This window comes from Rossellomorea aquimaris, assembly GCF_001877785.1.
In the GTDB taxonomy this organism is placed as follows: domain Bacteria; phylum Bacillota; class Bacilli; order Bacillales; family Bacillaceae_B; genus Rossellomorea; species Rossellomorea aquimaris_A.
Genome location: NZ_MINN01000085.1, coordinates 342618 through 363258, shown reverse-complemented (window position 1 = coordinate 363258; position 20641 = coordinate 342618). Strand labels below are relative to the sequence as shown.

At 42.8% G+C, this 20641-nt stretch carries 24 protein-coding genes and 1 riboswitch; of the genes, 6 read left to right on the top strand and 18 right to left on the bottom strand.

Translation table 11 applies throughout. The annotated features are described in order from the left end of the window. The 10 genes from ribD to BHE18_RS11760 all read right to left on the bottom strand — a co-directional run bounded on the left by ribD (position 1) and on the right by BHE18_RS11760 (position 8803). Entirely contained in the window at positions 1-1107 is a 1107-nt protein-coding gene (ribD, locus tag BHE18_RS11805) for a bifunctional diaminohydroxyphosphoribosylaminopyrimidine deaminase/5-amino-6-(5-phosphoribosylamino)uracil reductase RibD (RefSeq protein WP_071618753.1), read from the bottom strand. Between the two features lie 144 nt (positions 1108-1251). Next, a riboswitch (FMN riboswitch) is annotated at positions 1252-1396 on the bottom strand. 135 nt (positions 1397-1531) lie between these two features. Further along, positions 1532-1849: a four-helix bundle copper-binding protein gene (locus BHE18_RS11800; RefSeq protein ID WP_071618752.1), complete on the bottom strand. Its 318-nt coding sequence runs from the start codon at positions 1847-1849 to the stop codon at positions 1532-1534. Positions 1850-1900: 51 nt separating this feature from the next. Next, positions 1901-2599 carry a hypothetical protein gene (locus BHE18_RS11795; RefSeq protein ID WP_141771861.1) on the bottom strand — a complete coding sequence of 233 codons (699 nt, stop codon included), beginning with the start codon at positions 2597-2599 and terminating at the stop codon, positions 1901-1903. 341 nt (positions 2600-2940) lie between these two features. Next, a complete protein-coding gene (locus tag BHE18_RS11790; RefSeq protein WP_071618891.1) occupies positions 2941-3819 on the bottom strand; it encodes a patatin-like phospholipase family protein in 879 nt (292 codons plus the stop codon). A 19-nt stretch (positions 3820-3838) separates the two neighbouring features. Then, positions 3839-4222, bottom strand: coding sequence for an NUDIX domain-containing protein (locus BHE18_RS11785; RefSeq protein ID WP_071618750.1), 384 nt, complete (start codon positions 4220-4222; stop codon positions 3839-3841). A 23-nt stretch (positions 4223-4245) separates the two neighbouring features. Next, a complete protein-coding gene (locus BHE18_RS11780; RefSeq protein WP_071618749.1) occupies positions 4246-5022 on the bottom strand; it encodes an ABC transporter permease in 777 nt (258 codons plus the stop codon). Beyond that, the gene (locus BHE18_RS11775) at positions 5023-5922 is read right to left on the bottom strand and encodes an ABC transporter ATP-binding protein (RefSeq protein WP_071618748.1); all 900 of its coding nucleotides are present in this window, start codon (positions 5920-5922) and stop codon (positions 5023-5025) included. Next, positions 5919-6134, bottom strand: coding sequence for a PLD nuclease N-terminal domain-containing protein (locus BHE18_RS11770; protein WP_071618747.1), 216 nt, complete (start codon positions 6132-6134; stop codon positions 5919-5921). The genes BHE18_RS11775 and BHE18_RS11770 overlap by 4 nt, the downstream gene beginning before the upstream one ends. A gap of 836 nt (positions 6135-6970) precedes the next feature. After that, complete coding sequence (locus BHE18_RS11765) at positions 6971-7963, bottom strand: helix-turn-helix transcriptional regulator (RefSeq protein WP_071618746.1); 993 nt, start codon at positions 7961-7963, stop codon at positions 6971-6973. Positions 7964-8479: 516 nt separating this feature from the next. Beyond that, positions 8480-8803, bottom strand: a complete 324-nt coding sequence (locus BHE18_RS11760; protein WP_071618745.1) for a DUF4870 domain-containing protein — start codon at positions 8801-8803, stop codon at positions 8480-8482. Positions 8804-8971: 168 nt separating this feature from the next. Here BHE18_RS11760 and BHE18_RS11755 point away from each other — a divergent pair, with 168 nt between their 5' ends. From BHE18_RS11755 to BHE18_RS11740, 4 genes are all read left to right on the top strand, one after another. After that, positions 8972-9751, top strand: coding sequence for an undecaprenyl-diphosphate phosphatase (locus BHE18_RS11755; protein ID WP_071618744.1), 780 nt, complete (start codon positions 8972-8974; stop codon positions 9749-9751). 10 nt (positions 9752-9761) lie between these two features. Further along, a complete protein-coding gene (locus BHE18_RS11750) occupies positions 9762-10361 on the top strand; it encodes a DedA family protein (RefSeq protein ID WP_071618743.1) in 600 nt (199 codons plus the stop codon). A gap of 68 nt (positions 10362-10429) precedes the next feature. Beyond that, positions 10430-11560 carry an amidohydrolase gene (locus BHE18_RS11745; RefSeq protein WP_071618890.1) on the top strand — a complete coding sequence of 377 codons (1131 nt, stop codon included), beginning with the start codon at positions 10430-10432 and terminating at the stop codon, positions 11558-11560. A 282-nt stretch (positions 11561-11842) separates the two neighbouring features. After that, the gene (locus BHE18_RS11740; protein ID WP_071618742.1) at positions 11843-12400 is read left to right on the top strand and encodes a GNAT family N-acetyltransferase; all 558 of its coding nucleotides are present in this window, start codon (positions 11843-11845) and stop codon (positions 12398-12400) included. Positions 12401-12736: 336 nt separating this feature from the next. On the opposite strand, the gene BHE18_RS11730 is transcribed toward BHE18_RS11740, so the two are convergent. From BHE18_RS11730 to BHE18_RS11720, 3 genes are all read right to left on the bottom strand, one after another. Further along, positions 12737-13162, bottom strand: a complete 426-nt coding sequence (locus BHE18_RS11730) for a hypothetical protein (protein WP_083573731.1) — start codon at positions 13160-13162, stop codon at positions 12737-12739. A 390-nt stretch (positions 13163-13552) separates the two neighbouring features. Further along, complete coding sequence (locus BHE18_RS11725; RefSeq protein WP_071618739.1) at positions 13553-13702, bottom strand: DUF2639 domain-containing protein; 150 nt, start codon at positions 13700-13702, stop codon at positions 13553-13555. Positions 13703-13762: 60 nt separating this feature from the next. Continuing rightward, entirely contained in the window at positions 13763-14833 is a 1071-nt protein-coding gene (locus tag BHE18_RS11720) for an undecaprenyldiphospho-muramoylpentapeptide beta-N-acetylglucosaminyltransferase (protein ID WP_071618738.1), read from the bottom strand. Positions 14834-15082: 249 nt separating this feature from the next. On the opposite strand from BHE18_RS11720, the gene BHE18_RS11715 reads away from it, so the two are divergent. Further along, the gene (locus tag BHE18_RS11715; protein WP_071618737.1) at positions 15083-16450 is read left to right on the top strand and encodes an MATE family efflux transporter; all 1368 of its coding nucleotides are present in this window, start codon (positions 15083-15085) and stop codon (positions 16448-16450) included. A 34-nt stretch (positions 16451-16484) separates the two neighbouring features. Here BHE18_RS11715 and BHE18_RS11710 read toward each other — a convergent pair whose 3' ends face one another. From BHE18_RS11710 to BHE18_RS11695, 4 genes are all read right to left on the bottom strand, one after another. Continuing rightward, positions 16485-17261 (bottom strand): SDR family oxidoreductase, encoded by a 777-nt coding sequence (locus tag BHE18_RS11710; RefSeq protein WP_071618736.1) that lies wholly within the window; start codon positions 17259-17261, stop codon positions 16485-16487. Between the two features lie 164 nt (positions 17262-17425). Beyond that, positions 17426-18247, bottom strand: coding sequence for a CAP domain-containing protein (locus tag BHE18_RS11705; RefSeq protein ID WP_071618889.1), 822 nt, complete (start codon positions 18245-18247; stop codon positions 17426-17428). Between the two features lie 308 nt (positions 18248-18555). Then, positions 18556-18918, bottom strand: a complete 363-nt coding sequence (locus tag BHE18_RS11700; protein WP_083573729.1) for a hypothetical protein — start codon at positions 18916-18918, stop codon at positions 18556-18558. Positions 18919-19031: 113 nt separating this feature from the next. Continuing rightward, positions 19032-19307 carry a hypothetical protein gene (locus BHE18_RS11695; RefSeq protein ID WP_071618735.1) on the bottom strand — a complete coding sequence of 92 codons (276 nt, stop codon included), beginning with the start codon at positions 19305-19307 and terminating at the stop codon, positions 19032-19034. 69 nt (positions 19308-19376) lie between these two features. Here BHE18_RS11695 and BHE18_RS11690 point away from each other — a divergent pair, with 69 nt between their 5' ends. Beyond that, on the top strand, positions 19377-19622 hold the full coding sequence (locus BHE18_RS11690; RefSeq protein ID WP_071618734.1) for a DNA alkylation repair protein: 246 nt from the start codon (positions 19377-19379) through the stop codon (positions 19620-19622). 35 nt (positions 19623-19657) lie between these two features. Here BHE18_RS11690 and BHE18_RS11685 read toward each other — a convergent pair whose 3' ends face one another. Beyond that, positions 19658-20587 carry a CobW family GTP-binding protein gene (locus tag BHE18_RS11685; protein WP_071618733.1) on the bottom strand — a complete coding sequence of 310 codons (930 nt, stop codon included), beginning with the start codon at positions 20585-20587 and terminating at the stop codon, positions 19658-19660. Positions 20588-20641: the final 54 nt, after the last annotated feature.

Here is a 20641-nt window from a genome sequence, read left to right as displayed (position 1 = left end):
TCAGCCTTCTTTCATATTGGAGTATTTTTTTGGGTGAGCCGTTATTTTTATATCAGGCCCGAGTGTTTTCATGGAAACGATATTCATTTCAAGACCTTCCGTAATGGCAGATACTCCACTCCCGCCAAAACTGGTATGTGCATCCCTGCCGCCGATGAGCTTTGGCGCCATATAGATGATAAGTTCCTGAAAAGCTTTCTGTTCAAGAAAAGATCCATGGACCGATGATCCGCCCTCTACATATACGGACTGAATTGACTTCTTGCCTAATTCTTTTAATACTGATTGCAAATCGATCCGTTTCCCCGGAAGAGTTATCACTTCACACCCTTCTTGCAGATAAGGGGATTTATCCTCTTCCGTGACGGAATTACTTGTTATGATTATGGTCTTACTTTTTTTATCTCTTACAACATTGGACTCAAGTGGTGTTCTAAGGGTATTATCTAAAATAATTCGAATGGGGTTTTTTCCACCTTGGGGCAAACGGGTGGTAAGCTGCGGGTTATCGCGGATGATTGTATTGACTCCGACTAATATCGCGTCATGCCGGTGACGATCATAGTGGACATCGAGCCTTGATTCTTCAGATGTGATCCATTTACTGTCTCCTGAAGCAGCAGCAGTCTTGCCGTCAAGGGTAACGGCGGTTTTCAGCGTCACATAGGGGGTTTGATTCTTCATATAATGAAAGAAATCTTTATTGAGTTCCAGCGCTTCTTCCCGGCCTTCCCCTATATGAACCTCTACTCCAGCCTGCCGGAGCTGCTCTATTCCCTTTCCGGCCACAAGCGGATTCGGATCTGTCGTGGCAATGAACACCCTTTTGATTCCGCTCTTGATGATAAGCTGTGAACACGGCGGAGTCCTGCCATGATGGGAGCACGGTTCCAAGGTGACGTATATGTCTGCACCATCTGCCTTTTCACCTGCTGCAGTAATAGCATGGACTTCAGCATGTCCTTCTCCGGCTTTTAAATGGGCACCCATCCCTGCAATTTCACCATTTTTAACAACGACGGCTCCCACTGCCGGGTTCGGTGATGTCTGTCCCTTGGCGGCCGCGGCCATTGTAAGCGCAAGCTGCATATAATCTTTTTGTTCCATAAGTATACCTCCTCTCTCTATATAAAAATAAAACCCCAAGAAAAATAACTTGGGGAGATTGGCATGACAAATAAACATATTTAATGATACTATTCAGAAAAATCCAATCACTATGGTTCTCTGCTTTCCCATCAATAAATACTGCCTTTCCTTCTCCCATCCAGACTATCACTGTCGGCTTTGGAGTTTCACCAAATCCACCGTCTGACCTTAATCAGCCGGGTCACGGACTGAGAGCGCTATGCTCATCACCGCCGGTAGGGAATTCCACCCTGCCCCGAAGGAAACCATATTCGATTAACATTATTCTATCATAGTTTTCTTCCAGAGTTCACTCTCGATACTCATATCATTAAAAATTTGGACCATTTGGACCAAAAAATCAAAAAGGAATGTCCCTCCTTTTAGGAAACATTCCTTTCATTTAAATAAGTTTCCTGCATTCCTCGGCACAGTGGAAGCATGCTGCGGCACAGTCCTTGCAATGCCTGTGGTCGTGTGAATCACACTCTTTACCGCATGCCTCGCAGATATCAGCACAAAGTGCAAGGATGCCGGACACAAACTTGCTGCTCCTTTGGATTGCGTTGATTGCATATGAACAAATGCCGGCGCATTCACGGTCGAATTCAATGCATTGCATCATACGCTGTTCTTCCTTTAAGGACGCATGATAGCAGACGTTGCATGCCTCCATGCAATTCCTCAAGGCAGCCAGGCATTCTTTATAACTTGCATTCATATCCTCACCTCCAGTATCTCAATAGGATTCCCAATCCCTTAAAAACGATGACTATGAAGTAAGAAAATAATCTGAATCGACAAGCCATAAGAATACCAGCAGCCAGTCATCCGCTTCTGAATAAGCTTCAAAAAATGTAACATGGCTGTGATGACTGTCGAACAGTCTTTGGAAGCTTTGCGGAAGGAAGCCTTTCTGCAGGGAGAGCCGGTTTTTTCCTTTATAATTCAATATCCACCTCTTATTCCCTTTATACAAAAGGATCGTCTCGCCATTTTCTTCATTTACCCATTCCACCGCTGTCAAACTGTGATATTTGAGTCTGTATTCTATGTTTTTTTCCTCATGGGCAATGATGACCCGTCTGCTCCACTTATAAAGAGTGATAGGCATTTTATCTTTTCGCTGAAAAACATATTGCTTGGGACTATCGATGAGGGAGGTCCTCTGAAGAGAATAACTGGACCAGCCATTTGATTTTAGGTAATAGAAGGCTTCTTTCGTATTTACGCCTATGAGTGAGTGGCTTGAAACCGGAATTTCCTCATAAAACAGGCGGGTTGACTTCCTGATTTCCTTCTTGATGCTGCGGCTTAAATAGAGGTTCGTCATGGCGGGTATAAAAAACAGCAGCGGAAAGTAAAAAAGTTCTTCCACCACCAGGAGCATACCGACGCCAATCAGCAAATACATGATACCATGATAAAGCAATGTGTGCTGTTCGTTCTTGTATATATGATAAAGGTTCATGAATGCTCGTCCTTTCCACGAATCATTACCATATGTATGTTTGGAGAATAAAAAAAAGACCCATAATTCTTCCACTCCAATCAAATGCTGGAGAGGCTGACACCTATCTATACATTTAAACAGACACCCAACCATGCTACTTTCTCATTTATATTCCACACAAAATATTCCTTAACTAAATTAGCCGGAGAACCAGGTATTTTAGTTCGATATTATTCAGTGACTTTCGGCAAGGAACATATTGAAATAAAAAAGAGCGGCAAAATCAATGTGATTTGGCACTCTTTTTCACATGCTATATTTGATTCTACACTCGTCAGCCTAAAGCATGAATCCACAGTTTACGAGCGGATTGCTTCAGCGGGAGCGATTCCGGCCCATTTCAGGATATCACTATGCTTGTTCTTTGCATCCTCATATCCCTGCTCATACAATTCATCCAGCTTATTGGGGTCCTTTTCAATCCTGCTTACCTTTAAAGGCAGCCGGGGCTGGATGATGAGGGCCTTTCCTTCTTTCTCTCTTTCCTCGAGCTCTTTCACCGTCTGGTTGTACACCTGATAGCGATTCATGAGGGTTTTATGAAGTTCCGGGTAATGAGGGTATTTTCGTTTGATAAAGAATGAGAAACGAGACGGCTTCTTGTAATAGCCTCTATTCCGGGTGAGAACCACTATATTTTTCTTGAAACCATCTTCTTCCGCTTTGTGAATGGGGATCGGATCGCTGATTCCCCCGTCAAGGAGATGATATTCACCGTATTCCACAACTGGCGCAAAAAAAGGAAGAGAGCTTGATGCCCTTATGATCGTCAATATGTCTTCCCCATAATCATTTCGTGAAAAGTAACGCGGTTTCCCGCTGTGACAATCTGTGGCGCCAATGACAAACTCGGTTTCACTGGATTGAAAAGCTTTATAATCATAAGGAACCAGTTTATTCGGGATTTCGTCAAAAACATAATCCATACCGAATAATTCTCCGGTCTTCCAATAATTTTTCCAGCTTAAGTATCTTGGATCGCGGATGAAACCTATATTCACCTTCTTATTTCTCCCTGCCTGCCTGGAAATATAGGACGCCGCATTGCAGGCTCCTGCAGAAACGCCCGTAACATAAGGGAAATGCAAATCGTTTTCCAGAAAGTACTCAAGGACCCCTGCAGTGTATATGCCTCTCATTCCTCCGCCTTCAAGCACAAGTCCTGTTTGGTCAATCATCATGAATAATACCTCCTGGTCACTGTTGTAACAGATATAATTTTACTTCCTGCGGATAAAGCACCACATCTTTCAGCCGATGCAGATCAATCCAGCACGGAAGATAAGTTCCTTTACCGGACCGGTATTCTTCCCCTCTCCCACGGCCCAATTCACCTATATATTTTCCTCCAAAAAAATACTTTTGGGAACCATTTTGCTCAAATTCCAGTGCAAGAGAAAGACCTTCCACTCTGATGCCAAGCTCTTCTTCTGCTTCACGCCTGGCAGCCTCTTCGAATGATTCACCTTTTTCCACCCCGCCACCGGGAATGACAAAATATTCATCTTTTCCAATGGTCCTTTTAATAACAGCGATTTTATTTTGCTCGATCATCAGTATTCCTGCCCGGTTCCTCGTCATATAAAGTCCCCTTATTTAGCGATTTACGTAAGTTCTTTCCGTTTAAACAAAATCGGAGTCAGTATCAATAATAACAGACATAATCCCCCGGTACCCAGCATGGCAATGGTAAGATCGCCGGTCCATCCCTGACCGCTCACTATTTCCGGAATGTAGGAAGAAAGCCGTGAAGGAGACCATTTCATCTTATCTGGCAGCGACCCGGATAAAAAGCTGAGGATAATGGAAACCGCTACCGCTGAGAAAGCTGCTGACCCGGATGCTTTAACCAATGAACTGAAGAATAAGAGCACCGTCAACAAGAACGTCAGCCACATGCCGAATACGGCCAGTGACTGAAAGAAAGCCGCCGGGGATATATTCTCAAATAATAAGTTGATATAATACCAGGTGGAAGCGAGACCAAGGATATAGGAAGTCCATATAAGAAGAAGTGCCGCTGCCCATTTCGAGTATATATACGCATGAAAGGACACCGGCTTAACAAGAATCATCGCTGCAGCACCGCTTTTCCTCTCGCCTGAGACAATCCCCATGAAAGCAAGGACGATTACAAGCACTCCCAGCGTATTCATCTGGCCAATGGTGGACATAAGGATTTCTGCCGAAGAAGGAGGCGGGATCTTTATCACTGCTCCCTCGGGCAGATCCCCCAAAGACTTTAGAATATCGGGCAGATAATATGCGGTTAAAGGTTCGGTGACCCCAAACAGGATGAATACGATCGGCATCCAGAGCCACTTGAAATTACGGGCGGATTCAAACATCTCTTTTTTAAATAAAACCCATGCAACCTTCATTTATCTCATCACCTTCATAAAAAGTTCCTCTAAACTTTGATCGCTGCTCTCAAGGCGCACTACCGGCCAGTTCCCTTCGGCAATCAGGCGGAATAACCGGCTTCTTCCTTCTTCCAAATCTTCTACTTCGATAATCAGAGACTCTTTTTCTTCTTTTATCTGTTTGATCCATTCGAACCCCTGAAGAATATTCTTGTAATGTTCCGCTCTTCCTTTGAATTCAAGCTTCATGGCTGACGTCTGATGCCTCGCCTTTATATCGGACAACGGCCCCTGCTCGATCAATTTGCCGTCGTATAGAAAAAGGACATCATCACATACTTGCTCTGCATCATTCAGTATGTGGGTTGAAAACAGAATCGTCGTTTGTTTTTTTAATTCGTTCAGAAGATCCAGTACCTCCCTGCGTCCAAACGGATCAAGTGCGGAAACAGGTTCATCAAGAATCACGAGCTTGGGTTGATGAATAAGAGCCTGGGCAATCCCGAGCCTTTGCTTCATACCGCCTGAATATTGGCTGATCTTTCTGTTTTTTCCTTCATTCAAGTTGACGACCGTGAGTAATTCTTCACTTCTTTGACGTGAATCCCCCTTTGACAGCCCGGTGATTTCACCTGATAACGTTAAATATTCAATTCCTGTCATCCACTCAAAGAAAGAGGGATATTGAGGGAGATATCCAATGATTGACCGGATATCACCAGAATGCTCAGGAGTTGTGATACTCCCGCTTGTCGGCGGCGTCAGTCCCGTCAGTATATTTAAAGTGGTCGTTTTGCCTGCACCATTCGGGCCGATGAGAGCAGTACAATTCCCTTTCTCAAGTTGAAAGGATATCCCTTTGACTGCATGCTTTTCTTTATACTTCTTTTCAAGTGCTTTCACTTCAAGTACGTTCATCCATTTTGTCTCCTTCCAAATATGAAGTAGATGATCGGACCGATCAGGTTTATGAACAATACGACCAGAAGCCAGATCCATTTTGGTCCGTTTGTGTGCTTTATCCTGATCAGGTCGATGACTGCTGAGACCATAAGGATAAGTTGCAATATGATGAGCGGGGCAATCAGACCCCAGTTTATTGTTTGTAATGCTTGTTGAAGTTCCTGCATGTTTGTTTCCTCCTTTTGTTTTTCTAATGATAAGACGCATAGGAGGAAAAAACGTTCAAAGAAATTTCTCACTTTTATACGCAGTTGGTTCCCGTACATGACTTCTCATTCAGCAGGATGCCGGTATGCCTCTCGTCGCAGACGCTCCTACTGGATGCTATAGGGTTCTGTTTTGAGGTACAAAATATGAATGAACATTACTTTTCGTATATTGATTCGCCCCAAAATTAAGAAGCAAGAGAATCAAAATAGAAAAATGCTTGGCGACAGAAGTTATAAGCATTTATTTTCCCAAGATAAGCCCAGGTAGCGATCCTGGAATATACAATAATTTAATCAACTAAATTACTAAAATAAGGAGAGAAATTTCTTTTATTGAGGAGTTAGCAAGAAATATAGAGTAAATAGAGGGAACCATTCCCCCCTATTTACTCCAAAGCATTCAAATGGACCATTTTATCTTCCCTTAACGGAAAAAATTCCCGTTATATCCCCCCGAACATACTCCGATTCAGCAGGATAACAGAAAACACTCCCCTTATTAAAGAAATAGCAATCAGAAATTATTCACAATTTATCTGCCTCTCAAATATCAACACCGCCTCCTGCTGGTTATAAAACATTTGCTGCCACTAATCGGTATAACAATTAGCTTGTGAATAAACCCTCCAATTAAAAAGGGTTCATTCATTGGGAATTTTCCGTATGTTTTATTTATCCCTATATATATCAACAAAAAGAAGCAGTCTAATTCAGTTACGAATCGGACTGCTAATTGATGTGCAATTTAGTTTTTATATTTGAAATCTGAACACGCTAGCGGGATGCAGGATTTTTTAGTTCCCATATAGTTTGTTCATATTGGTTACTTCTTCTTTGACTGTTTGGAGCAGTGAGGGGGGTGAAATCACTCTTGCTTTGGAGCCGAAGTTCAGTATCCAGTTGACGAGTCCGCCGCTGATTCTTGCTTTAGTTGATAAGATGAAATGATCATCATCATACTTACGGATGTCTGCTTCCTTGCCGAATTTATCAATGATCACATTGATCAAGCCGTTATGGAATTTAACTTTGATCCACTCTTCATCGCCGGCAAACATATGAAAAGTGGATTGAACATACTTAGAAACATCAAATGATTCGTATGGAAATGATTCCTCCAGGATGGATACATTTCGCAGACGATCTACCCGATAATGGCGGATTTCGCCCGCCTCATAATAGTAGGCTATCAAGTAATAGAAATCATTTGCCCACGTAAGTGCATATGGCTTTACTTTGTAAAGGCTGCCTTCGTGGCTCAGATTAAAATTCTTGTCAATGTCATACCGGCCGTACTGAAAGGTGATGACACGGCGTTCTGAGATGGCCTGGTGAAGATCGTGAATCGCCAATCTGATATAGGGGCTTTCACTTTTTATTGAAGAATCGACTTGAATTTCATTTTGAAGCATTTTTCCCTGGTGGTTGCTGGTCAATTTTCTGATTTTACCGATCAGCTGACGTGTTTCTTGTTTTGTAATGAATTTTGCGGATACTACGGCGTCGACCAGCATGCGGAGTTCGTATAATTCGAACAGGCGATATTGATGACTGTAGTATTTTGGAAGCCCGTCTTTTTCCTGATTGATGGTGACATCGAATGAGTGATTGATAAGGTGATTGATGTCATCTTTCAAGGAGTTTTTATTCAGCTTTACGTCAGGACCGTAAATTTGTCGGAAACGGTGTATGATTTCATCGAGATTGAGTTCATGGTCTTCGTCTGTTTCCTGGCTGAAGATGGTCATGAGTCTGAGCAGTCTTTCTTTGTTATCGATCCGTGTCATGTTTTTCTTCCCTTCTTCCTTAAGCCTTGGGGTCTATCAAATTATGTATCTGAGAAGTTATTTTTATATAAACTATCAAGTTTAGGTTGTAATTGTCAATAGAATTCCAGATAAATGGGTAAGAGCTCACAGATTTGTGCCCGTGAGCTCTAAGAAAATTAATTTTGCCTTCTTATTCCGCTGTTGATTTCCGTGCAAGTCTTCGCTTTCCGCGGGTGACCCGTGAGCCTCCCTTCCATATTAAGGAGGAGGATCTGTCCAGCTCCAGGGCTTAGAGGCACATGTCATAAGCCAAACCGACCAAGAAGGCAAAGAACGCCTTCCAGGCCGATTCGTCTTATGCCACACGCCTCTGAGCAAAGCCCTTCCGCTTTTCTGGTTGGAGTCTCCGCCTTGCACTCCAATCAACAGCTAGTGTGTTGGAAATAACCATTCTCATTTCTCCCATAAGCAAAGAGTCCGGACGATGCTAAATCCATTACCTACTCAAATTTATTCAATCTGAAACCAAACAACCTACTTAATAAAATGTATGACTGTGGGGATTCGGTAGGTTTCTCCTTGGTAGGCTTTGATGGCGGCCAGGATTGTGAAGATCAGGGCCAGGATTCCTACGATAGGGGCAAGGACGAGTCCGATCAGTACGATCACGAGTATGGAACTGACGATTCCGTAGATTGTATAGGAAATGAGGAAGTTAAGGTATTCTTTCCCGTGGTAATCAATGAATTCGGAGTCATCTCTTTTCCAGAGCCATAGGATGATCGGTCCAATGAAGACTGTGAAAAAGCTTATTACATAAATGAGTGCTGCCAATAATCTTTCGTCTTTCGAGGGCATCTTATTCCCTCCTTTTTAATGATTATAAATGCCTCATCTATAGTTACGTTTTCCCTTTATAAAAGTTTCATCATATGGCGATCTTTTTCATGAAATGCTCAGCTTTTGAATATACGTTAAGTGAGGTGGTTTGTCCAACGTATTTCAAATGAAAGGTTCGATGCCAAAATGGATAAATTTGAAGCTTTTGTGCTCGGAATCATTCAGGGATTGACCGAGTTTCTTCCGATTTCAAGCACCGGACATCTTTTTCTGGGAAGGTTCGCCTTTGGTCTTGAAGAAGCAGGGTTGTTCCTTGATACGATGCTGCATATCGGGACTCTGGTGGCGGTGCTTGTTTTTTATCAGAAAGAACTTCTCCACATGATCAGGCATCCTTTCAGTAAACTGACTTGGATCCTTGTAATCGGAACAATCCCTGCTGTGATCGTCGGCTTGTCGTTTGAAGATTTTTTCGACTCTATATCGAAAAGCGGTTCTACGATCGGATGGGAATTTCTGGCTACTGGATTGATCATGTTCATGGCGGATGGTGTGAAGAACGGTCATAAGAAACTGGATGATATCAGCTATACGGATGCCCTTGTGATCGGAAGCTTTCAGGCGGCGGCCATTTTCCCCGCCTTATCCCGTTCCGGGCTTACCATAGCAGCGGGGCTTTTCCGGAAACTCGACAGGGAAACGGCTGCTTATTTCTCATTCCTTCTCTCAACACCGGCGATTCTCGGTGGAATTGTCTTTCAAGGCAAGGAAATGATGAGCGGCCATGTGGAGGCGATTTCGTTTTCAAGCCTTGCGGTTGGTACGGTTACCGCAGCTGTCTTCGGGTACCTCGCCATTGTTTCGATGGTGAATTTTTTAAAAAAGCATTCTTTAAAAATATTTTCTTATTATGTATGGGCATTGGGAATCCTGATTCTCGTTCTGCAATTCTCAGGAGTCATGTAGGAGGTATGGGATGAATCACGAGTGGTTGACCAATATTTTGACAATGTTAACGGATTTGGGATATATAGGAGTCGCACTTGCCCTCATGATCGAAGTGATTCCAAGCGAGCTTGTTTTAAGTTATGCGGGCTTTATGGTCAGTTCGGGAAAATTCTCTTTTATAGGGGCTTTTATGGCAGGGGTGATCGGCGGAACTGTTGCCCAGCTCTTTCTTTACTGGCTTGGGTATTACGGCGGCAGGCCATTTTTCAAGAAATACGGGAAGTATTTGTTTATATCTGAAAAGCATATCGAATCAGCGGAATCATGGTTCGAGCGTTATGGCACCATCGTCATTTTCACTGCGAGGTTCATTCCGGTAGTGCGCCATGCAATCAGCATCCCGGCCGGAATAAGTCGTATGTCCCTGCCTGCTTTCACTCTGTATACATTTGCAGCCATGCTTCCATGGACACTGTTATTCATGGTCATTGGAATGGAACTTGGAACCCACTGGGAACATATCGAAGTAATCGGGGTCAGATACATAAAGCCTCTCAGCTTCATTGCCATCGCAGCCACAAGTGTGTATCTGCTCTACTCATTTATTCAAAATAAAAAGAAGGCATGACTTCTTTTTTTAGGGAAAATTGATTAAAATAGGAGTAATATACCACTCGGAAAATGAAAGGATTAGCTATGAATTCCATACTATTAGTAAACGCCGTCATCTATCCGGTCACTTCCCAGCCGATCGCAAATGGTTCCATTTACATTTCAGATGGGAAAATCAAGCAAATCTACAATCATAACATCGATGTGCCTCCGAATATCAAAGTGATTGACTGCCGGGGGAAATACGTATTTCCAGGGTTCATCGATTCTCATACCCACCTTGGGTTATACGATGAAGGAACTGGATGGGCAGGTAATGATGCGAATGAAACAATCGAACCCATGACTCCCCACATCCGTGCCTTCGATGGCGTCTACCCGCTCGATCCAGGATTTACGGATGCACTGAAGTACGGGGTCACTGCCGTGAACGTAATGCCGGGGAGTGCCAATGTAATCGGCGGAACGACCTCTGTCATCAAGACACACGGATCCTCCATCCGTTCGATGATGATCAAGGAAACGTCGGGATTGAAATTGGCTTTGGGGGAAAATCCGAAACGGATACACAGTAACGGGAATAATGATTCGATCACCCGGATGGGTATCATGGGCATGCTGAGGGAAGCTTTCTTTTCAGCTAAATATTGTGACCAGCCAGAAGAACTGAGAGTGGCTCCCCTCGTTTCCGCATTGAAAAGAGAAATTCCTGTAAGGATACATGCCCACCGGGCGGACGACATCCTGTCGGCCATCCGCTTTGCGGAAGAATTCAATCTCGACTTGCGGATCGAACATTGTACAGAGGGGCATCTTATCGCCGATGAATTAAAAGGGAAAAACCTGATGGTATCGGTCGGGCCGACTTTTACCCGCCGGTCTAAAGTCGAATTGAAAAACAAGAGCTGGATCACGTATCAAAAATTGACCGGAGCCGGTGTGGGGGTATCCATTACCACCGACCACCCTTATACCCCTATCCAGTACCTGAATATGTGTGCAGCAATTGCTGTTCGTGAAGGTCTCGATGAGCAGAAAGCATTGGAAGGGATAACGATTTCGCCAGCCAGAAACCTCGGCGTCGATGATAGGATCGGCTCTCTTGAGGCCGGCAAAGATGCAGATTTGGTCATTTGGAGCCACCATCCTTTCCACTTCATGGCAAAGCCTGTCATGACCGTGGTGAATGGAGAAATCGCATATCAGAATTTGTAGAAATTTGTTAAAAATTTTTAGCGAAATTCATCATTTTCCCTATTCCCTTTTTGAAAAAATTCATATATGATACAGAAGGATATATATTTCCGATTACATTGTTCTTAAGCGCGATCTATTTATAATAGAGCGATTGTAATGGAGGGAAGGCAAAAGGTGCGCCACCAGTTTCTTGACTGGTCTTAGTGGGTTCGATTCCCACCCCGAAATTTTTTAGTTAACTTTTAAAAATTTCGAGGGTGGATTCGTACGCATGAAGACTGCCCTCAAGGAGGGTCTACTATGATCAAGAAACGTGAATTACATGAGTGTCATACTCTTTATGACCTGATGGTGCACCCGGATGTCTTCCCTTTTGTGCGTCAAAAAGCGTATTCCTATGAAGAATTTCTATTCTTGTCAAAACAAACGATAGAAGCTGAAGAACGCGGCGAATTGATTTCCAGGACCATTTTGGATGAATGGGGCAATGCCATCGGCACGATTAATTTATTCGATATCCAGGAAAACGCAGGCTTCCTTGGAACATGGATTGGCAAGCCGTATCACGGCAAGGGGTATAATCAGCCTGCAAAGGATGCATTCTTTTCCGAGCTTTTCTTTGAACTGGGCATGGAAACCATTTTCATGAGGATCCGAAAGGTGAATACCCGCTCCCAAAAGGCTGCGGAAAAACTCCCTTATGTCGTCAAAGCGAATGAATCGAGGAAATCTCTTTATGATCAATTAAATGCTCAGGAAGAGGTTTATGATTTATATGAAATCCCTAAAGATCTTTACACACTTTATTTATATCAGCTTCAGCAATCTGCCGAGGAAGAGCAGGCGCTTGAGGCGTAAGAAGAAGAAAAAGCAGCTGAACAAAACGCTACTTACACTGTCTTAAGACGAATATTATAGTTATATGCTCTAAACACCGCTATTGATTTCCATGCAAGACTTCGCTTTCCGCGGGTAGCCCGTGAGCCTCCTCGTCGCTTGCGCTCCTGCGGGGTCTCACATAAGCTACTTTTCCCGCAGGAGTCTTCGTCTTGCACTCCAATCAACCGCTGGATAGATTCAATACTAAATATAAGACTAAAAAACCCGAACCAATTTGCCAATTTTAAGGCAAATTGGTTCGGGTTTTACTTACTTTACAATACTCTTGTCCCACCCGCTTTTATTATATGGTTGTCAAAATGAAGCATGGATCATAAACAGTACTGTAAACGTTATGGCAAGTTTAAGATGCCAGCTTTTATCCTTCCTTTTAAAGCGCTTAAAGCCCATTATCATAAGGAAGAAGAGAATGATACTCGAGAGGGTTCCTGTCGTGTTCGTGAAATACCATTGAAAATCTCTGGTTAATGCCAAACACCCGTGCAGCACAACACCTGCAGAAGCGAGCAGTGCAAGCGGGACATGCCATTTCCTCAACAGCTTCCATGTATATTGGATGATGCACTTAAATTTAATACTTCCCCTTTTCATCCTCTTCAAGCCCTTCCACTTCAGCAATAAGAAAACAGGAAAGATGCTGAGGACGGCAAAATATACAATTCTTGCAGCGGACCCGAATTGTTCGAGGAATTCTTCGTAGGATTCTTCATCCATCCCCATAAGGACATCCCTATAAAATGAAATGAGGAGGATACCTGCACCCGCCAAAATAATGCTGCCGGCCAGATAAAGGAGTATCGACTTTCGTTCCCTTGGGTTTGGAATCGTATTGGCTAAAAAAAGAAGAGCGGGTGATTTGTCTGGATTTTGTTGTCATATGCTTACCTCTGGATTCGTTAATACAGTTAATATAATCCGTTAACATGAAAATTAAATGAAAGAAGGTGAAAAAAGTTTTTCCTAATCAAAACAGGAAACATTATGATAACCAACTGAAAAAGTTCTATACGTTCCGAGATGTGGGTTGTTCATAAAAAAAGAACTGAACACACGGCCTATCTGAAAATTCCAGACAAGCACCCCTGCGTTCAGTTCTTATATTTATTTTCATTACTTCTTTTTGGCGATTTTCTCAAAATACAAATTCCGGACAACAAACGTTTTATAGTTTTCCAATTTTCTCTTTTCGATTGGATGATGATTGATTCCCATTTTTTTAAGCTCTTGCAGGTACCATCCTTTTGAAAACTGATATGCCATCTCACTTCTCCCCTTCAACCATTTGTATACTATATGCTTGAAGGGCAGGCAAATGACTTTCTAACGCGCCATTGATGAAAGTTCCTCATACATGTCTTGAATGGTATATGCTTTTTCTCCTCTTTCCATATTACTGATCATTGTATCACTGTTTGTTTCCAATTCCTTGACTTTGGATAAGAAGCTTTCTTCGTTCAACTCTTCTTCTTCCAATGAAAGGGCATAGCCATGCTTCACAAAGCTGTTTGCATTAAGGATTTGGTCTCCCCTGCTCGCTTCCCTTGAGAGCGGGATCAGGAGCATAGGTTTTTTCAACGCCAGAAATTCAAAAATGGAGTTGGACCCGGCTCGTGAAATGACATAGTCTGTCATGGCCAGATAATGCGGGAGGTCTGCTTTTATGAATTCATACTGCCTGTAGCCTTTTTGTTTGTATTGCTCTTCGATATTCCCTTTCCCGCATATATGGATGATCTGGAACTTTAAAGAAAGTTCATCGAGATTCGCTCTTACCGCTTCATTGATTTTTCTTGCCCCAAGACTTCCTCCCATGATCATCAGCACAGGCTTATCATTATAAAATCCTGAAAGTCTCTTTCCTTCCGACGCATCACCTTTGAACAATTCCTCACGAATGATGGCACCGGCACATAACGACTTTTCCGCAGGGAGTGTCTTCACTGTTTCAGGAAAAGTGGTGAAAATCTTTGTAGCGAAAGGAACGGCCAATTTATTTGCCAGACCCGGCGTGACATCAGATTCGTGGATAGCTACCGGCACTTTTGCCATTTTTGCGGCCATTACCACCGGGACCGAAACAAAACCGCCTTTTGAAAAGATGATATCTGGTTTTGTTTTTCTGATGACTGACAAAGCTTCCATTACCCCCTTCATTACCCTGAAGGGATCGGTGAAATTCTTCCACGAGAAATACCGGCGGAGTTTACCGCTCGATATACTTTTGTAAGGGATGTGAGGGAACTGATCCGTGATGATCTCCTTCTCGATCCCTTCTTCCGAACCTATGTAGGTAATTCTCCAACCTTCTTTTTCAAAATGAGGAATCAAAGCTGTGTTCACTGTAACGTGGCCGGCAGAACCGCCGCCCGTAAATAAAATATGCTTGTTCATATATATGTACTCCTATCTCAATATAATCGGTATCATTTTAAACTATCATTATACACTTTATCAAAAATTCGCAGCGGATAGAACAATGAATCATCCATTTCCTTTAATACCCTCTATAAAGTTTCATACACTGGGGAATTTGGAGTTACTCGTGTTCCAGGAATTATGGTACATTATGATAGTGTATTTAAGGTTTATCAAGAAATACTACTTCAGCTGTCGTAAAGAAATTGACTAAGGAGACACTTAATGAAACAGACATACAATATAAAAGGAAAACTGGGACAGCTATCCATCATCCTTGTCCCTATCCTTGTCACCCAACTCGGCATGTTTGCGATGAATTTTTTTGATACGATCATGTCCGGACAATATTCTCCGACGGATCTCGCCGGGGTTGCCATCGGTTCATCCCTCTGGGTACCGGTATTCACCGGTCTGAGCGGGATTCTCCTGGCCGTGACCCCGATTGTTGCCCAACTGATCGGCGGAGGCAAGAAGAAGGAAGTCCCATACACCGTATTTCAGGGTGTGTATGCTGCCATATTCCTGTCCTTGATCGTCCTCATAATCGGATCGGCCGTCATGGATCCGATCCTTGCAGGCATGGATTTAGAAGAGGATGTTCACAGGGTCGCAAGAGAGTATTTGATTGCTTTATCATTCGGAATGGTCCCCTTATTCGTCTACAATGTTTTAAGGTCCTTCATCGATGCACTCGGTCTGACAAGAGTGACGATGTTCATCACCTTATTATCACTCCCTATAAATGTTGTATTGAATTATGTTTTTATATTCGGGAAACTTGGGCTCCCGGAACATGGCGGAATCGGGGCAGGCTATGCTTCAGCCATCACCTATTGGATCATCACGATCGTTGCATTCTGGGTGATTCATACGAAAAGTCCTTTCCGGGAGTTCTTCATCTTTAGGGCGATTCAAAAACCAAGCTTCACAAAATGGAAAGAAATCTTCAAGATCGGTGTCCCGATCGGCTTGTCGATCTTTTTTGAAGTAAGTATCTTTTCGGCTGTCACGTTATTGATGAGTGAATATACAACCGCAGTCATCGCGGCTCACCAGGCAGCGCTGAATTTTGCATCCTTCCTTTATATGATTCCTTTAAGCATCTCCATGGCCCTGACCATTGTCGTGGGCTTTGAAGTGGGTGCCAAAAGACTTAAAGACGCAAAGATATACAGCTGGATGGGCGTTTTGATCGCTCTAATACTGGCTGTGATTTACGGATTGATTCTTTATGCTTTCCGTATTGAAATATCGTACCTATATACAGATGACTCCCATGTACTTGAACTCATTGGTCATTTCCTTTTATACGCTGTGTTCTTTCAGCTTTCCGACGCGGTTCAGGCACCGGTACAGGGTGCTCTCAGGGGATATAAGGATGTAAATATCACGTTTATCATGGCATTGGTTTCTTATTGGGTGATCGGATTGCCGCTCGGTTACCTGCTGGCCAATTATACGGATTTCGGTCCTTATGGATACTGGCTTGGCCTGACTTCGGGCTTGACTGCAGGTGCAGTGACCCTTTCAGGCAGATTGCTTCTTATTCAAAATAGATTCAAAAAGGAATATGTGAAAGAAAAAGCTTAAAAAAGAGATTCGCCCGTTATGGAGCGAATCTCTTTTATTTATGGAATATTTTCCCGAGAACGTCTTTTCCCCCGGTTACCGGGATGATCGCACCTGTAATGAAATCAGATTCTTCCCGGCAAAGGAATTCAACGACCCTTGCCAGGTCTTCACCAGTACCTGGACGGCCGACGGGAGTGGAAGCATCTTTTTCTCTCTGGGCATGTTCGATTTCATCCTCTTTCCAATCACCGACAATATCGCCGGGACAGACCATATTGGCCGTGATCCCATTATGAGCTTCCTCGATTGAAATTGTTTTTGTGAAAGAAGCCAGTCCTGCCTTGGCTGCCGCAAAAGCAGATCTGTATATCCAGCCCGGGGAAGTTTCCACACGGTCGTAACCAAATGTAATGATCCTGCCCCACTTATTTTCCCTCATTTGAGGTATCAACAACCGGGTCAGGTAAAATACGCTGTTCAAATTCCCATTAACTATGTAATTCCATTCATCAGGCGAATACTCATCAAATGTTTTTCGCTCCTTTACATAGGGGCCGGCATTGTGGATCAAGACATCTATACCGCCTGATTCCTGATTGATAAGCTCCGTCATGTTCCTGCACTCTTCAGGATCTGAGACGTCACCCTTGACGGAAAAAACTTCATTCCCGTAAGTGTTCATTAATTGCCTTGCAAAATCATTTGCATGGACTTCATCCTGTCGATAATTTATGAATACTTTATAACCGTTTTTCGAAAATTCTATTGCGGTCCGGCTGCCTAATCCCTTAGCGCCTCCCGTTATAAGAACTGATTTATCATTGTTCACCAAAATCCACTCCACAAAGTCTTTATATTACCATACTAAGAATCATTGCGATGAAATGCAACTATTAGCTGACTCTGTTTTTCCGTACATCAATATTTATTTAATCGGTCTTGACGAAAAGAAAAAGCAGCCCCTTGATAAGAGGCTGCTCAGGTTGTTGATCCTTATTTAGAAATGAATTGCTGTGTCCAGTAATGACCGTCTTCAACGTACCCCACACCAATGTGAGTGTAGTTTGAATTCATGATGTTTTTACGGTGGCCTTCACTGTTCATCCAAGCTTGTACTACTTCTTCTGGAGTAGGCTGACCCATTGCAATGTTCTCTCCTGCAGATGAATATTCGATACCGAATTGCTTCATCATATCAAATGGAGAACCATAAGTCGGGCTGTCATGAGAAAAGTAGTTGTTTGCCTGCATATCGCGGGATTTTTCTTTTGCTACTTTACTTAGTTCAGCATCCACTTCAAGGGCAGGAAGACCTTGTTTTGCACGTTCCTGGTTAGTCAATTCAACCACTTTTTGTTCATACTCACTCAACTGGCCAGTTTCTGCCGTTGGTTCAGCTTGCTGCTTTTGCTCAGCTTGCGGCTGTGCCTGTTGTTCTTGAGGCGCAGGGGCAGCTGCTTCTGGTGCTTCAGCTTTAGGTGCTTGCTGCTCTGGTGCAGGAGCTTCAGCTTTTGGTGCCTCTTGCGGGGCAGGGGCTTCAGCTTTTTGACCCTGTTGTTGTGGAACCTGGCCATTCACACAATCTTGCAGATTGATATTTTGGCCTTGTAGATTGATATTCTGACCATCGACTCCATATTTTGATAGGATGTCTTGGATATATTTATTTAAATCTTCTTGATTACCGTTTAATTGAAGAGTCTGTACCTTCGTTTTTACTTGCTCCGGACTTGCAGCATCTGCACTTCCTGCTGCGAGCGGTGATGCTAATAATGTTAATGCTGTTGCTGCTGATAACATTTTTTTCTTGTTCATAAAGATGAATTCCTCCTTAATGAATGTGTTGTTTTCTTGCTGCACATTCATCATAACACCCTTTTTCTGTTACATTTACGGGAGGAAATGGTAATTGTGTTTGAATTGTTCAGTTTTGAAAAACAATTCATCCATCAAACTCGAAATCTATTATAAATAAAGGAATCACTAGATTAACTTACATTTCCGGCAAATGAATATTTTGTCTCACAGCTCTAAAATTTACCGAAAAATCAATGTTGACACCCAAAAAAAGCAGGTCCTTTTGTAACGGATATTACAAAACCGTTTCAAATACACAGGGTATTTCATCCCATAGACAAGCTTTCCTTGCATGGTTGTTTCCTTACTGCACTTATATATCCCACTACATTGAATCCTAAACTTTTTAATTGTCTCACACTCACATTGCACTCGACAGAAGAACTGCCGATCACGACAAGCGGTCCTTGTGGAATCTCATGATAATAACGCTTTAAGTAGCCGCAAGGGATGGCCAGCGCCTGGTTGCAGTTTGATTTATATGAATCCTGATAATCCCGGACGTCGAGTATAATATGGCAGTCACGCAGTTCCTTATCGCTCATTTCTTTGACACGAACGGGTGCATAACGATAGTACACCATATATATAAGAACGCTGAATATAGCTAAAGTAATAAACAGAAGCATTCTGCATCATCCTTTTTTCAATAATCTATGTTGTATTATATACCTTCAAGGGTATGAAGAAAAGAAAAAAGTCTCGAAACGAAATAATCTGAATTTAAAGGATCTGCAGATGATTACCCTTTCAGTTGATCGATCATTTGTATGTGTAGATCAAGCAGTTCCACCTTAGACTCCGATGATAAGCCGGATTCGAGAATACGTTTGGAAGCGGATATGTATTTTTCTGATATCGGCTTCCTGACACGCGGGTGGCTGTTTTGGTCAAGGAGCTCGCGTTTGATGGCTTCTTTCAGGATTTGTTCCGGCGACTGATTTTCATCAAATAAATCCCTGTTTTTCCAAACGGAACTGTACTCTTTGAGTAAAACTTGATAGGCAGCAGTATTCATGTTCATACTCCTTTACATAAATATTATCCAATTGAACATACTAGAAAAAAACAAAGAAAGGTGATTGTTATGACTACACCATATCGTTGTCCGAATTGCCGGACGAACCGCACTAGGTTCAATATCATCCAGCAAGTTCCGCAAAGCGTGAAACTGGATCCCCAGTCAGGACAAGTTGTCCAGCAATATGAGGAAGGTCATCTTGATCCTTTTCATCTTGCCTATAACGGACCTGAATTAAAGGTACAATGTGCCGCATGCGGACTTGTGGAAGATGAAATGACTTTCAAGAAGTTCGGGGAAAGCAATCATTAAGATGTAAGGGGCAGCCGCATAGCGGCCGGCCCCTTTCATTTTTTTTGAATGTGATCTATCGCTTGGAGTGACTGTAAAATATCTGATTTAGATAATTCTTCACCGATTATCACAAAATTGGTTTTGTATTTCATATCAGCCTGCATAAACAGGGGCATCCCATATGAATATTGAAACATCGCCGGATATTTTTTTCCTTTGAGCGGGATATATCCTTTCATTCTGTAGATGGTATCGGGCTGCTTTCTAACCCACTCCTCAAACTCTTCTCCATCTATTTCCCCTTTGAACGTGTAAACCACCGCCTGCAGGGAAAGATGCTTGCCTATTGATGCCTTGTCATAACCCTCCATTTCTATTTCGGGTGCCGCTGAAAAGATATCTTTCATCGAGACTTTCGCATAGTTGGTCATATATACTTTAGCCCGGTTATTAAGCTGTTGTAATTCGTAAATGAACATTCCCTGCTCCATTTCAGTCAGGAGATCCATTTTATTCGCAATGATAAACTGTGCATGTCGGATCTGTTCCCTCATAAGGTGCAATACTGAAGGACTGAATTGTGAACGTTCCTTCCATTGCTTGCCGTCCACTACCGTTATGATCCCTTTGAACTCAAACCTGTCAGCAAATAATGGGGACAGGATGGAATCCACTACTTCGACGGGGTGTGCGGCTCCTGTTGTTTCAATTATCAGCACATCAAATTGTTCGTTGACCAGAAGATCCTGTAACTGTGCTTCCAGTTTATCTGAAATGGTACAGCAGATACATCCGTCCAGAAGTTCTCTCATGGATGTATCTTCCTCCACGGCATCACTGTCAATCGACACGCTTCCCAGTTCATTCATCAAAACAGCGGGTTTTTTATTTTCATCTTTTAACGCCTGAAGTACATGTTTCAATAATGTTGTTTTTCCACTTCCAAGAAACCCGGATAAGATATATACTTCTTTCTTCACCATTGTTCCTCCCCACTTTTACTGCAATCTACATCCCTCCATTTTATATAAAACATG

Coding starts and splice junctions, on each gene's coding strand:
- ribD (WP_071618753.1), bottom strand. CDS start 1,107: ATGGAACAAAAAGATTATATGCAGCTTGCGCTTACAATGGCCGCGGCC.
- BHE18_RS11800 (WP_071618752.1), bottom strand. CDS start 1,849: ATGAATGCAAGTTATAAAGAATGCCTGGCTGCCTTGAGGAATTGCATG.
- BHE18_RS11795 (WP_141771861.1), bottom strand. CDS start 2,599: ATGAACCTTTATCATATATACAAGAACGAACAGCACACATTGCTTTAT.
- BHE18_RS11790 (WP_071618891.1), bottom strand. CDS start 3,819: ATGATTGACCAAACAGGACTTGTGCTTGAAGGCGGAGGAATGAGAGGC.
- BHE18_RS11785 (WP_071618750.1), bottom strand. CDS start 4,222: ATGACGAGGAACCGGGCAGGAATACTGATGATCGAGCAAAATAAAATC.
- BHE18_RS11780 (WP_071618749.1), bottom strand. CDS start 5,022: ATGAAGGTTGCATGGGTTTTATTTAAAAAAGAGATGTTTGAATCCGCC.
- BHE18_RS11775 (WP_071618748.1), bottom strand. CDS start 5,922: ATGAACGTACTTGAAGTGAAAGCACTTGAAAAGAAGTATAAAGAAAAG.
- BHE18_RS11770 (WP_071618747.1), bottom strand. CDS start 6,134: ATGCAGGAACTTCAACAAGCATTACAAACAATAAACTGGGGTCTGATT.
- BHE18_RS11765 (WP_071618746.1), bottom strand. CDS start 7,963: ATGACACGGATCGATAACAAAGAAAGACTGCTCAGACTCATGACCATC.
- BHE18_RS11760 (WP_071618745.1), bottom strand. CDS start 8,803: ATGCCCTCGAAAGACGAAAGATTATTGGCAGCACTCATTTATGTAATA.
- BHE18_RS11755 (WP_071618744.1), top strand. CDS start 8,972: ATGGATAAATTTGAAGCTTTTGTGCTCGGAATCATTCAGGGATTGACC.
- BHE18_RS11750 (WP_071618743.1), top strand. CDS start 9,762: ATGAATCACGAGTGGTTGACCAATATTTTGACAATGTTAACGGATTTG.
- BHE18_RS11745 (WP_071618890.1), top strand. CDS start 10,430: ATGAATTCCATACTATTAGTAAACGCCGTCATCTATCCGGTCACTTCC.
- BHE18_RS11740 (WP_071618742.1), top strand. CDS start 11,843: ATGATCAAGAAACGTGAATTACATGAGTGTCATACTCTTTATGACCTG.
- BHE18_RS11730 (WP_083573731.1), bottom strand. CDS start 13,162: ATGGGGATGGATGAAGAATCCTACGAAGAATTCCTCGAACAATTCGGG.
- BHE18_RS11725 (WP_071618739.1), bottom strand. CDS start 13,702: ATGGCATATCAGTTTTCAAAAGGATGGTACCTGCAAGAGCTTAAAAAA.
- BHE18_RS11720 (WP_071618738.1), bottom strand. CDS start 14,833: ATGAACAAGCATATTTTATTTACGGGCGGCGGTTCTGCCGGCCACGTT.
- BHE18_RS11715 (WP_071618737.1), top strand. CDS start 15,083: ATGAAACAGACATACAATATAAAAGGAAAACTGGGACAGCTATCCATC.
- BHE18_RS11705 (WP_071618889.1), bottom strand. CDS start 18,247: ATGAACAAGAAAAAAATGTTATCAGCAGCAACAGCATTAACATTATTA.
- BHE18_RS11700 (WP_083573729.1), bottom strand. CDS start 18,918: ATGCTTCTGTTTATTACTTTAGCTATATTCAGCGTTCTTATATATATG.
- BHE18_RS11695 (WP_071618735.1), bottom strand. CDS start 19,307: ATGAATACTGCTGCCTATCAAGTTTTACTCAAAGAGTACAGTTCCGTT.
- BHE18_RS11690 (WP_071618734.1), top strand. CDS start 19,377: ATGACTACACCATATCGTTGTCCGAATTGCCGGACGAACCGCACTAGG.
- BHE18_RS11685 (WP_071618733.1), bottom strand. CDS start 20,587: ATGGTGAAGAAAGAAGTATATATCTTATCCGGGTTTCTTGGAAGTGGA.